The organism is Providencia sp. PROV188 (assembly GCF_027595165.1).
Classification (GTDB): Bacteria; Pseudomonadota; Gammaproteobacteria; order Enterobacterales; family Enterobacteriaceae; genus Providencia; species Providencia lanzhouensis.
On sequence record NZ_CP097291.1, the window covers coordinates 2,625,692 to 2,638,301 of the forward strand.

General features: G+C 43.6%; 10 protein-coding genes. 3 read left to right on the top strand and 7 right to left on the bottom strand.

The genetic code is table 11. The annotated features are described in order from the left end of the window. Positions 1-390: 390 nt before the first annotated feature. The 3 genes from M5X66_RS12120 to M5X66_RS12130 all read left to right on the top strand — a co-directional run bounded on the left by M5X66_RS12120 (position 391) and on the right by M5X66_RS12130 (position 3,713). Positions 391-1,368, top strand: a complete 978-nt coding sequence (locus M5X66_RS12120; protein ID WP_036951071.1) for a DUF1852 domain-containing protein — start codon at positions 391-393, stop codon at positions 1,366-1,368. Positions 1,369-1,431: 63 nt separating this feature from the next. Beyond that, positions 1,432-2,463 carry a methionine synthase gene (locus M5X66_RS12125; RefSeq protein ID WP_036951072.1) on the top strand — a complete coding sequence of 344 codons (1,032 nt, stop codon included), beginning with the start codon at positions 1,432-1,434 and terminating at the stop codon, positions 2,461-2,463. Between the two features lie 221 nt (positions 2,464-2,684). Next, positions 2,685-3,713 carry an isoaspartyl peptidase/L-asparaginase family protein gene (locus tag M5X66_RS12130; RefSeq protein ID WP_036951074.1) on the top strand — a complete coding sequence of 343 codons (1,029 nt, stop codon included), beginning with the start codon at positions 2,685-2,687 and terminating at the stop codon, positions 3,711-3,713. Positions 3,714-3,831: 118 nt separating this feature from the next. Here M5X66_RS12130 and M5X66_RS12135 read toward each other — a convergent pair whose 3' ends face one another. The 7 genes from M5X66_RS12135 to M5X66_RS12165 all read right to left on the bottom strand — a co-directional run bounded on the left by M5X66_RS12135 (position 3,832) and on the right by M5X66_RS12165 (position 12,517). Next, complete coding sequence (locus M5X66_RS12135) at positions 3,832-5,214, bottom strand: amidohydrolase family protein (protein WP_036951076.1); 1,383 nt, start codon at positions 5,212-5,214, stop codon at positions 3,832-3,834. A gap of 57 nt (positions 5,215-5,271) precedes the next feature. Then, positions 5,272-6,222: a carbamate kinase family protein gene (locus tag M5X66_RS12140; RefSeq protein ID WP_036951077.1), complete on the bottom strand. Its 951-nt coding sequence runs from the start codon at positions 6,220-6,222 to the stop codon at positions 5,272-5,274. Positions 6,223-6,296: 74 nt separating this feature from the next. After that, the gene (locus M5X66_RS12145) at positions 6,297-7,859 is read right to left on the bottom strand and encodes a xanthine permease (protein ID WP_108478250.1); all 1,563 of its coding nucleotides are present in this window, start codon (positions 7,857-7,859) and stop codon (positions 6,297-6,299) included. A gap of 155 nt (positions 7,860-8,014) precedes the next feature. Then, complete coding sequence (locus M5X66_RS12150) at positions 8,015-9,430, bottom strand: DUF1116 domain-containing protein (protein WP_036951080.1); 1,416 nt, start codon at positions 9,428-9,430, stop codon at positions 8,015-8,017. Next, complete coding sequence (gene fdrA / locus M5X66_RS12155) at positions 9,430-10,980, bottom strand: acyl-CoA synthetase FdrA (protein WP_154637632.1); 1,551 nt, start codon at positions 10,978-10,980, stop codon at positions 9,430-9,432. The genes M5X66_RS12150 and fdrA overlap by 1 nt, the downstream gene beginning before the upstream one ends. Continuing rightward, on the bottom strand, positions 10,970-11,893 hold the full coding sequence (locus M5X66_RS12160; RefSeq protein ID WP_036951082.1) for a DUF2877 domain-containing protein: 924 nt from the start codon (positions 11,891-11,893) through the stop codon (positions 10,970-10,972). Before M5X66_RS12160 ends, fdrA begins: the two co-directional genes overlap by 11 nt. A gap of 18 nt (positions 11,894-11,911) precedes the next feature. Then, the gene (locus M5X66_RS12165) at positions 11,912-12,517 is read right to left on the bottom strand and encodes an ankyrin repeat domain-containing protein (RefSeq protein WP_132495718.1); all 606 of its coding nucleotides are present in this window, start codon (positions 12,515-12,517) and stop codon (positions 11,912-11,914) included. Positions 12,518-12,610 lie beyond the last annotated feature (93 nt).

Sequence of the window (12,610 nt, forward strand, 5' to 3'; positions counted from 1 at the left end):
TTAATTAATTATCAAAATAAAAAACTTCATATTACAATCATATTTTACTAGTAAAATATTCAAAGTAGCAGACTAGAACATTAAGAATTCAATATTATTTAAATATAAAACTAATATTTTTGCCATCTGATCAGCTCAAAAAATGAATTGCATTAAATCGTCAACAAGCACATCGAGTCAAAGTGAAACCCATCTATTTACCTCCCCTCATCATGAAATTTCTTCATGTTCGAAGTGAAATTAAGTCGCTTTAACTCCCTGTCTCGCTCTGGCATAAATTAAACATATTAACTTACTGGCTACATAAAATTGATGAATGAGAAAACGTGCAACATCTCTGTAATCAAGAAATAAACGCCGTTTTCCTATTAGAGCTAGGATGCAAAAATCATGAATACAGAATTTACCTTTAATATTACGCGCAGCATTTTTGATGAAAATTACAACCCATCGGAAAACACGCGGATTACTACCAACTTTGCAAATTTAGCCAGAGGCAAAAGCCGCCAAGAAAATCTGCGTAACGCATTGTCGATGATCAACAACCGCTTCAATTCATTGGCGTATTGGGATAACCCTAAAAACGATCGCTATGCTGTTGAGTTGGAAATTATCTCTGTCGAGATGAATATCGAAGAAAAAGATAGCGCCTTCCCTGTCATTGAAATATTAAAAACCAGCATCATCGATAAAAAAACGCAGCAACGTATTGAAGGGATTGTAGGGAATAATTTTTCTTCCTACGTGCGGGACTATGATTTTAGCGTTTTACTTTTGGAACATAACAAAGACCAAGCAGAGTTTAGTATTCCTACTAAATTTGGCTGCCTGCATGGCAATATTTTTAAATCGTTTATTAATTCCAAAGAGTACAAAGCGAACTTTAATAAATCACCGGTGATCTGTTTAAGTGTCTCAAATAGAGATACCTACCATCGCACTGGGAATCAACACCCTATATTAGGTATTGAATATCAGCCAAGTAACGCTTCTTTAACGGAGCAATACTTCGCAAAAATGGGCTTACAGGTTCGTTACTTTATGCCGAAAAATAGCGTTGCCCCTTTGGCCTTTTATTTTACGGGAGACTTGCTGAGCGACTACAGCAACCTTGAGTTAATCAGCACTATTAGCACCATGGAAACGTTCCAAAAAATTTATCGTCCTGAAATTTATAATGCCAACACGGTAGCGGGTGAATGTTATCAACCGAGCTTAAATCAGCAGGATTACTCATTAACCAAAATTGTTTATGACCGTGAAGAGCGCAGCCAACTTGCCATTGAACAAGGTAAATTTACTGAAGAACACTTCATTAAGCCTTACCAAACGATCCTTGAAAAATGGTCTGCAAGCTATTCCGTTTAATAAAAATCGGTCAATTTAATAAAATCGCGTATTTATAAAAAATAAAATAAAAGGTCACCTGCAATGAAAATATTATTACCTACTTCCACAGCCGGTAGCTTACCGAAACCATCTTGGTTAGCTGAACCAGAAAAGCTTTGGTCCCCATGGAAACTGAACAACGAAGAACTTATCACCGGCAAACAAGATGCCCTGCGTTTATCACTGGACGATCAATTACGTGCGGGTATCGACATCGTGAGCGATGGCGAACAAACTCGCCAACACTTTGTGACCACCTTTATTGAACACTTGAGTGGTGTGGATTTTGAAAAGCGCCAAGTGGTAAAAATTCGTGACCGTTACGATGCCAGCGTACCAACCGTTGTGGGCGCTGTTGCTCGCCAAAAGCCAGTATTTGTGGATGATGCTAAGTATCTTCGTCAACTCACTGACAAACCGATTAAATGGGCATTACCGGGTCCAATGACCATGATCGACACGCTCTATGATAACCACTATAAAAGCCGTGAAAAATTGGCGTGGGAGTTTGCTAAAATTCTTAACCAAGAAGCCAGAGAGTTAGAAGCCGCAGGTGTCGATATTATCCAATTTGATGAACCCGCATTTAACGTATTTTTTGATGAAGTCAATGACTGGGGGATCGCTGCCCTCGAAAGAGCCATTGAAGGACTGAAATGCGAAACTGCAGTACATATCTGTTATGGTTATGGCATTAAAGCCAACACCGATTGGAAGAAAACATTAGGTTCTGAGTGGCGACAATACGAAGAAGCTTTCCCGAAACTGCAAAGCTCAAATATCGATATCGTTTCACTGGAATGCCACAACTCCAATGTCCCGATGGACTTGATTGAGCTTATCCGTGGTAAAAAAGTGATGGTCGGTGCAATTGACGTGGCAACCAACACTGTCGAAACTCCGGAAGAAGTCGCCAATACATTGCGAAAAGCCCTACAATTTGTTGATGCAGACAAACTTTACCCATCAACTAACTGTGGCATGGCGCCATTATCTCGCGATGTTGCCAGAGGGAAACTCAACGCGTTAAGCGCAGGCGCAGAGATCATCCGAAAAGAACTTGGCGCAAAATAAATTACCCCAGATTTGGCGATCTCATCCATCGCCAAATCTCATCATTTTTAAACCCTTCATCGCCACTCACACCCTTTATTCGTATTTACTGAAAATCTCTGAAATTCTTTCAGCCATTATCACAGAAACCCTCTATCAATGTTGCTGTCTAGACATTTTCCCTCCTATACTTTTTTTGCTCAAAAAGTGACTAATAACAAAATAACTGGAAGGAAATAATCATGAAATTATCTCTACTAGGATGTTTATTGGCAGCTTCATTTTCTTTGCACGCTTATGCCGCAAGCGAGCCACCAATCCGATTAGTGATCCACGGGGGAGCCGGTACTATTACCAAAGACACCATTACTCCAGCACAAGAAAAAGAGTATCAAGAAAAACTGACCGAAGCCTTAGAAGCAGGCTATGCGGTACTCAATAAAGGCGGTAGTAGCCTTGATGCGGTACAAGCCTCTATTAATGTGATGGAAGATTCCCCGCTATTTAACGCAGGAAAAGGCGCCGTTTTTACCCACGAAGGCAAAAATGAAATGGATGCGTCGATTATGGATGGCAGCAACCGTAAAGCAGGGGCTGTGGCAGGTGTCACCAACATTAAAAACCCGATTAATGCCGCTTATGCCGTCATGACCAAAAGCCCTCATGTCATGATGGTTTCTAAAGGTGCTGAGCAATTCGCCGCAGAACAAGGTCTTGAAATCGTTGACCCATCCTATTTCCGCACTGACTTCCGTTGGCAGCAACTTCAAAAAGCCAAAGAAAAAGAGAAAGTGGTACTCGACCATGACGGTAAAACTGCCGCTCTCTTTATTGATCCAATGATGTATGACTACAAATATGGCACTGTTGGCGCGGTCGCTCTCGATAAAAACGGTAATATCGCCGCAGGGACATCCACAGGTGGCATGACCAACAAACGCTTCGGTCGCGTCGGTGACTCCCCTATCATTGGTGCAGGGAACTACGCTGACAACAATACCGTCGCCGTTTCAGCCACAGGCTCTGGCGAAATGTTCATCCGTACCGCAACCGCCCACAATATCGCTGCTCAAGTCAAATACAACAAAACGCCTATCGACCAAGCCGCCCGTAATGCACTGGATGAAGTCAAAGAGCTAAACGGAAGTGGCGGTGTGATTGTGTTGGATAAAACCGGTAACTACGCGATGGAGTTTAATTCAGAAGGGATGTACCGCGGAACAATAGGTAATGATGGTAAACCGCAAGTCGCGATTTATAAAAACGATTAAGTTCCTAGTATTTAAATTTGCTACACCATAAAAATACAAAAGCCCACCAATGTGGGCTTTATAAACGATATCTCTATAAGCTCGTCTCTATAAACCATGCCTATATAGACAACAGCTTTCAGCCTAATGACTTTTCAACTGCGCCACTGGCCAAATACCCTTTATGGAACGCAGCTTGCCTTGGAGAGATACGCGCAACCGCCTCTGCTGAGCAAGAGGCATCCACCAGTACAAAACTGGCATCATCCCCTTTTGCTGGCCACACTTGCTTGCCCTTTTCATCCAGTGGCAATACATTGCCCGTGGCGATAGCAAGGGAGCGAGATAATGCCAACTCATCAGGGCGCGTGTACAACTGCGCATATAGATTGGCTTTTTCTAACATGTCCCCGAGACCAAATGGCGACCAGTGATCAATCACACTGTCAGTCCCTGTCATCACAAACACACCATTTTTATTCAGCGTTTTTAATGGCATATGTAATGTACCGATAGGCACTGTCGACGCTATCGTAATCTGCTGCTCAGCCAACCGTTTTGCCATCACATCGGCATCTTCAGGATTTAACATAGCTAACGCAAATGCATGGCTAATCGTCACCTTGCCACGCAAGCTGCGGTTTTCATCCACCGTTTTTATCATATAGTTGATAGCAGCAAGTCCTGCCGGGCTTGTCTCATGCAGATGGATATCAACCCCTTTGTTGTAATCCAGCGCAATCTGGAACATCGCATCAAGGGATTTTTCCATCGCGCCATCCACATTGGTCGGATCTAACCCTCCCACATAGTGTGCACCCGCTTGCATCGCTTCTCGCATCAAAGGGACTGATTTTGACAGCAACAAGCCATGTTGAGGGAATGCCACAATTTCACACGTGAGATCTTGCTGACGTTTATCCAACACTTTTTGCAGTGCTTCAAGGTTTTTTAATCCAGAAACAGGCTCAATATTGCAATGGCTGCGCGCGATAGTCGACCCGTGAGATTGAATCAAATCAATCAGCGCATGCGCTCTTTCTTGCGTGAAAGGCTGCAATTCAGGCAACATTTTCTGTTCAAGGGCTATCATATCCATAATGGTTTTACCTTCACGGGACTGTGGCGCTTGCCATGCTCCTCCGTAAAAGGTTTTATCCAGATGAATATGCATATCTCGAAATGCAGGAAGCATCAATTTGCCTTGCGCACTGTACGCATTCAGAACGGTATTTGGATGCTGTTTATTGGGTAACACCGCCACGATTTTACCATCATTAATTTCGATAGTTTTTAGCTCAGTTTGTGTCCCCATTACCGTACTATCACGGAAATTAAAACCTGTTTCGAGTAACGCATCATCAAGATAATAATGTTTATCTGTGATACGAGAAACACCAGACTGCGGTACGCTTTGCACCGCCGCCCCCGCAGATACTGAACCTAATAATGTACAAGCCGCCACCACTTTTGCGCTTGTCGTCAGAAACTCTCTGCGACCAGACAACTGTTCTGTATTCATAGCAACTCCTTATCATCGGGAGTTCGACCTTATCGTATAAGGCCGAACGAGTGAGGCTTAGCCTTGAATAATATGGGTTCCCGTCTCGCCACGTAATGCTGCTGGCAGAGCTTCAGGCGTCGTGATAATCACGCGCTTACCGCCATTAGCGATAAACGATAAACTGGCTTCGATTTTCGGTAGCATGCTTCCTGCTGGGAAGTGCCCCTCTGCCATATAGCGTTTCATATCCGTCGTTGAGGTTTCACCAAGGGCTTTTTGTTCCGGTTTGCCAAAGTGAATACACACCTTTTCAACGCCCGTGGTGATGATTAAAATGTCCGCATTGAGCTCTTTAGCCAGTAGCGTAGTCGATAAATCTTTATCAATAACAGCATCCACACTTTGATAACCGCCCTGCCCATTATTCACAACAGGGATCCCACCGCCGCCAGCCGCAACAACCACATAATCATGTTCGGTCAATGTACGAATTGCTGCTGACTCAATGACTCGTTTAGGTTCAGGGGATGCCACCACGCGGCGATATCCGCGTCCTGAATCTTCAACAAAGTGCCAATCAGGGTTTTCCTGCTGCAATACATCAGCTTGTTCTTTACTGAAAAATGCGCCAATCGGCTTAGTCGGAGCCGCAAAGTTCGGGTCATTTTTATCAACTTCCACTTGGGTCACTACCGTTACTGCTTGGCGATGTTGCTGTTTCGCTAATACGTTAGTAAGTGCTTGCTGGACTAAATAGCCAATCCCCCCTTGAGTATCCGCCACACAGTTAGCCAGCGGTGTCAGTGGTAATCCTTCCGTCACATGAGCAATTTCAGCGCGACGTAAATCCAACCCCACCTGCGGTCCATTGCCGTGAGTCAGCACAATATTGTAATTACCTTTAAGCATATCGCTGATGTGCTGAGCCACTTCCTGAACCGCTTTTTCTTGAGCTTCAATGGATTGGCTGCTGTTATCTTTAATAATACTGTTGCCCCCGATGGCAACAACCACGAGTTCTTTCATGATTAAGGATCCTGATACCGAATATTTAGCAGATAGTGGGTGTATCGCGTACACCCACTATAAAGATTGGCTTATTACGCTGATTTACTAAGCTTTTCAGCTTTTTCAGCTTGTTGCTGCTCCACTGATTGGCGACCATCTAAAAAGTGTTTGATAACAAACAAAGCCGCCATCATGAGGTATGCGTAGACAAACATCAATGCCGAACCTGTTGCAATACCCACAGCCGGAGAATGGATGATGCCAAAGAAGACCAATACTGCACCCACTGCCGCCGCAATCGCGCCACGTAACGGCTTGTTTAAGATAGCGAAGATAGCGATACAGCCCCATAACATACTTGCCAACGGTGCACCGTTACCTAAGTGAACCAGACCTTGATAGTAAACGCCTTTATGTAACAGAACTTCCGTACCAATCGCGCTTGCAGACGTACCTGCCGCTCCCATGACACTGTTAACCATCGTCAATGCCCAGTTCGCAATCCATGGGAATAGACAGATGAAAATCACAGGTACTTCGACTTTCGGTGTTTCTCGCACCACTTGGTTAGCGGTCACTACACCGATAAACACTAAGATAGGGACAATGGCCGTCATTGGGATCACTGCGAGCATAAATGCGCCAATACCAAATAACGGGACGATAAACATGGTGATACCGGATGCTAAGGTATAACCCACACTCGCGCCCATCGCTTTCCAACCCGCATGACCCACATACACTGTCACAGGGAATGGATTACCCAGCACAACACCCACGGTTGAAGATAAACCGTTTGCCAGCATCACTTTACGTGTGTTGTATTCATCACCCGCTGCGTGAGCGCTTTCAATATTTTCAAGGTCAAAGATGTAGTTCGCTAAACCTAAAGGTACCGCTGAGGCTAAGTACGGCAGTGCATGAGGTAAACCTTGGAAGAAGCTATCCACATGGATGCTTGGCGGGTTAAAACCAAATGACGCCATGGATGCCGTAATCGCTTCTGGGCTTTGTAAACCCGAAATCCATGCTAAGGCAGAACCCGCGATAAGCAGCAGCAACCCTGTAGGAATACGTGCAAAGATAGGCTTTTTACCAAACCAGTTGATGAAAATTAACAGTAGGACAATAAACGATACCGTTGGTGCTTCAAATGCTTGCAGCATCGGGTTCATTGCCAGTAACAATAATCCGAGACCCGATAAACACGATAATAATACGGTACGCGGGATCATCTTACGGATGGTTTCACCAAGGAAAGAGCCCCCCACTAAAATCATTGATTCCACAAAACACCAGACCAACGCAATTTGCAGAGCAAATTCAGGATCTTTGGTGGTTTGGTAAACCGGCATGATCACTAAGAAGGTCACGGTGAAGATAGAAGGCGCACTTGGACCTGATGGTAGTGCCGTAACGTCATTTCGTCCTGTTTGCTTGATCATCTGCTGACCAAAGTAAGCGTAACTTACACTGGCAAGCAATACAGCAAAACCAAACGCTGGCGCGATACGACCATAAACAATTTCCGCTGGGATGCCGACAACAAAAATCAGTAAGCCCATCATGGTGAGTAGGTTCGTGAGGTTATTGGTCATCAAACCAAAATAGGCCGCCAAATCACCACGTTTCCATTTAATATTTAATAGACTCATATTCTTACTCCCATTCCCCTCACACCTTAGCAGCACGTTGTTGACGGTCTATCTCTTATGCCACTGAACAATTCAGGGAATGCGTTGCTTTATTTTTATCGCCCGGCCGAAGCCGGGCATTATTTTTTGCTTAGTGAGTTTTGGGCTCAATACCACTATGCATAGTGTTTCGCGTAAGAAAGCATCGCTTTTTCGAAGCAATCAAACGGAGGATGTACAATCCCTGCCCCAATCATTCCAATACCTGCATCTTTATGCGCAATCGCCGTGTTAATCACCGGAAGAATGCCACTAGCTGCAACTTTCGTGATATCAATCGCTGTCGGAATTCCCATGAAACCTAGCAATGGAATGGTGACGTTCGGGTTCTCACCAAGGGTGATTTCACGCATTTGGCGAGAAAAATCCACCGCTTCTTCAACGGTTCCCCCAACGAGCGCCACGATAGCCGGTGCTGTTGCCATCGCAAATCCACCAATCCCGTAAGTTTCTGTGATAGCCGAGTCACCAATATCTAAACCTGAATCTTCCGGTTTATAACCCGCGAACATTGGACCAATAACTTGCTGAGAAGGACCTGTAAACCACTGCCCCGGTAACCCGCTAATGCGTAAACCAAACTCATAACCATTACGTGCCATGGTAGTCACGACAGTACTGTATTCAATGCCGTGCGCCGCATCCATTGAGGCTTTACACATTGCCATCCATGTAGGACCCGAGAAATAGTCACTACTTGCCACGAAATCAAACACTTCTTTTTGCTGTGCAACCGTAAAATTGGTTTGAATAATTCCCGTGGTCAGCGCTTGGATCAGCAATGTTGTTCCCGCATTGTTACGGTTATGGCATTCATCACCCATATGTAACGCTTGTGCCAACATTAAGCGCAGGTCGATTTCACCGACGATTTTCATGGCGTCACGCAGCATTGGACCCAGTACATCACGCATCCAATTCAAGCGGTCAATAACGCTTTGGTCATTGGCACCCATGCGTAAGATTTTTGCCATCTGCTCACTCAAGTTAGTGAATGCGCGGTTACCGTAAGTTTTGTTTTCAACAATGTGCATAAACATCGATGCCGATGTCACGCCCGCCATTGACCCTACGCAATCATGTTCATGACATGGGGAAAAGATAATTTCACCCGAAGCTGCAACACGTTCCGCATCCGCTAAGTCTTTCGCCAATCCTTCAAAAACTAAAGCACCTGTCACCGCGCCTTTCATCGCGCCACACATATCTTTCCATGCCACTGGTGGACCGGCATGTAGAATGGTGTTTTTCGTCATGCCCGGTACCACATTAATGGCTTGGTCATAACCCACGAGCACAGGCTGGGACTGAATAATACGCTCAAGCGCTTGTGCGTTCGCCACTGCAATTTTTTCTTGTAACGCCGCGTTGCCTTCAATTTGGTCAAGCGCGCGGATCACAGCAACGTTACCTTGCCCCGGCGGCGTCCAATTCAGCTGAGTCACCGGAACGTGCTGTTTTTTCAGATCATCACTGAACATCTCAATGCCGATATTGATAACGTTCAATGGTTGTTTAAATAATGAAGTCATTACGCTTTCTCCCCTTTCCAGACAAACTCACGTCCTAATAAACCTGTATTGGTACTGCTACTCGCCCAAATCACACCTGCGTCGGTGAGCATCTTGACCTGTGCATCCATCGATGGCGTATCTTGGTCAGTACCCAGCACATAGCCAAGGATCACCAGTTCACGTCCTTCTTGTTTCGCTATCGCTTTTGCTGTTTTGATAGCGTCAATCATCACGCCGACCGGATCTTCATGAGAGCCAAAGCCAAGCACGAAATCCATCATGATCACACCAACTTCCGGGTCACGAGCTTCTTGCAGTAAACGCTCTATTCGGTTTGTTGGATCAATCATTGGGTGTGGCTTACCATTGGTAAAATCATCATCACCAAAGTCAAGGAAGGTATGGGCGACACTTTTATTGATATCTTTCAGACGGTAGTCAGGGTTAGGTTGAATATTGCTGTAGACGTCATCGTATTTTTCCAGCGCTGCAAACATGGCTTCATCACACAATGTCCCGCCACAGAAAAGACCACGAATGTATTTTTGTTCCGGTTTAAGTAACGCTCTAACTTCATCAATTAAAGGTAAGTTGAGAGGATGAAGGTCTAAATCTTCTTTACGAATACCTGTCAGTAAAACCGCTTTCAGAGCAGCTTCTTTGGTGCCTTGGGCAAAGGTTAAGCCTGGTTTATCATCCGGTAACGGTTGACTTCCTAAGAAACAAACCACCACTGGCTTATGGCATTTTTCAGCTTGTTCTAACACTTTTTTGGCAACCATTGGTGCTGGTGGCTTAGAAATGAGTGCAATGACTTGGGTTTCATCATCCGCATCCAGCATTTTGAGTGCATCAATCATCATGATGCCGCCAATTTTTTCACTTAGGTCACGACCACCCGTACCGATTAGCTGAGAAACTCCAGCACCAAATTCATGGATTCGCACGCTCAGTTCTTGGCTCCCCGTACCGGATGCCCCAATAATTCCGATGCTACCGCGACGAACATTGTTACCAAAACACAAGGCTGTCCCATTGATGATCGCTGTCCCGCAGTCTGGTCCCATCATCAACAACCCTTTTTGGCTCGCCAACTGTTTCAGTGCCAGCTCATCGTCTATCGAGACGTTATCGGAGAACAGCATCACGTTGAGATCATTTTCCAGTGCAATACGCGCTTCACGAGCCGCAAATTGCCCATTAACCGAAATAACCGCTAAGTTGGCATCAGGAATGTGCGTTTTTGCAGAGTTGATTGTGGCATATTTGGCTTCATGCTGCCCACCGCCTTGATTTTTCTTATTAAACAGGTCTTCGATAGCAATCAATGTCGCATCATTGGCTTCATCGCTAGGTCCTTTAATCACTATCATTAAATCGCCGTTTTTGGCTTCTTCTAATTCTGGTGTTAATAAACCTAAGTTTCTTAATACGCCTTTATTCATTTCTGTTGCCATTGCCACAAAGGCTTGCTCAACATTTTCAAGTTGATTGGCTTTGGTGGAAATAGACATCAATGACACTGAATCAAAATAGGTATTCTTTTTTATGACCACTTTAGTCGACATGTGTTTCTCCGAAATAATGAGTCAGAAACAGCGCATCGCGAATGCCAAATAGCATGTCGCAACCTGAACTAGACCCGATATTTAAAATCTCTAAAATTTGTGGATAAATATTTGTTTCTCGCCCATCAACTAAACATTGGATCAGTTGATGCATATTTTCGCGATACTCTTGGTTTAATGCTTTTTCTAACGTGATGGCACTGATGGGTGTTGTATTCGCCTTGCTTTGCGAAATCCCTTGATAAAAGCTCGGATAGCAGGAATTCGCAGGGTGATGTTTCAACAACAAAAAAGCCATTAGTCCCACTAAATAATCATCTCCCGAAGGCGTTAACCCAATTCCTAACCCAACAAACTGGCTCACAATATGAGTTAATGCTTGGTACCGTTTATTGATTAATAAATTAATTAAGCTAGAGCGTAATTCATTTAATTTTTTTGATGATTCAAGATAAAAACAATTATCCCCTTGGTAGTTAAACAGAGAGTGTGTTTTATCATTTAAAATAGAATCAATTTCGTTAATTTTAGACTGAAGAAAATAACGGTACTTTTCTTCTGTTAATTTTTCATTAATAAAATAAACCGTTGGTGGGTTCCATTTCTTACATAATAAAAATGAAATAGTATATTTCTCACCAATATGGATTTCATTATTTAAAATATAAACAGAATCCCCCGCAGTAATATTTAATGGTGAAAAATCCTTATTAATAATTCGGCAGCTATTAGGAGCATTATCCGTTTGCGAGCCAAGCAAGGTATAAAGTTGATTATCAATTGAAAAATTAATGGCTTTATTAAAAACCTGCTCTATATTCCCTGTTAATGATGGCTGATGCAAAAGATGCAAGAAATGTGCATCAGCCGTTAACCCATAAATGCTTTGCCGCTGAGATTGGTGTCTGTTCACAATCCCCCTTATGGGTGGTTACGCACCCGCTGCAATCAGTAACTCAGCAATTTCGTGATAGCCTTTTTCCTGTGCCAGCTCTAACGGCTTTTTACCGTATTTATCTGTCATATGTGGGTTGGCACCATGATCTAACAGCATTTTTACGATTTGCTGCTGTTTTACTCCACCATCATTCAGCACAATCGCTTCTAGTAATGGAGTCCAACCGACAAAGTTGGTGTGGTTAACATTAATATCCGTGTTTTCCAGTAATTCACGCACAATTTCCACATGCCCTTTTTCACTCGCTGGCGTGATCCCAACACCACCAAAACGGGTTAGTAAATCTAAATTAGGATTAGCAGGTAATACTAAACGTAATAATGTTAAATCATTATTTAGGCAACTTAATAAAAATGGGTTAAAACACGTTTGGTCTTGTTTATTAATATCAGCACCCGCATGAATAAGAAAATCAACGCACTCATAGTGCTGATTTAAACTGGCATTCACAATTGCAGTGCGACCTTGGCGATTGGTACTATTAATATCAACACCTTTTTCAAGGCAATTTTTTAAAATAGCTAATTGACCTTGTTCTGCTGCTTTAAGAAAATCTTGAACGAGTGTGTTTTCTGTCATAACGCTCTCCACATTTAGCTATTTCAATTTTCTGATAGCCAAATTAAATATGAATTAAAGATTATTTAGCATGGTTAGAGCATAACAATTGCC

What these genes read in the sequence shown, in the direction of transcription:
- fdrA (WP_154637632.1), bottom strand. Translation starts at nt 10,980, where the DNA reads ATGTCGACTAAAGTGGTCATAAAAAAGAATACCTATTTTGATTCAGTG.
- M5X66_RS12140 (WP_036951077.1), bottom strand. Translation starts at nt 6,222, where the DNA reads ATGAAAGAACTCGTGGTTGTTGCCATCGGGGGCAACAGTATTATTAAA.
- M5X66_RS12120 (WP_036951071.1), top strand. Translation starts at nt 391, where the DNA reads ATGAATACAGAATTTACCTTTAATATTACGCGCAGCATTTTTGATGAA.
- M5X66_RS12145 (WP_108478250.1), bottom strand. Translation starts at nt 7,859, where the DNA reads ATGAGTCTATTAAATATTAAATGGAAACGTGGTGATTTGGCGGCCTAT.
- M5X66_RS12165 (WP_132495718.1), bottom strand. Translation starts at nt 12,517, where the DNA reads ATGACAGAAAACACACTCGTTCAAGATTTTCTTAAAGCAGCAGAACAA.
- M5X66_RS12150 (WP_036951080.1), bottom strand. Translation starts at nt 9,430, where the DNA reads ATGACTTCATTATTTAAACAACCATTGAACGTTATCAATATCGGCATT.
- M5X66_RS12125 (WP_036951072.1), top strand. Translation starts at nt 1,432, where the DNA reads ATGAAAATATTATTACCTACTTCCACAGCCGGTAGCTTACCGAAACCA.
- M5X66_RS12130 (WP_036951074.1), top strand. Translation starts at nt 2,685, where the DNA reads ATGAAATTATCTCTACTAGGATGTTTATTGGCAGCTTCATTTTCTTTG.
- M5X66_RS12135 (WP_036951076.1), bottom strand. Translation starts at nt 5,214, where the DNA reads ATGAATACAGAACAGTTGTCTGGTCGCAGAGAGTTTCTGACGACAAGC.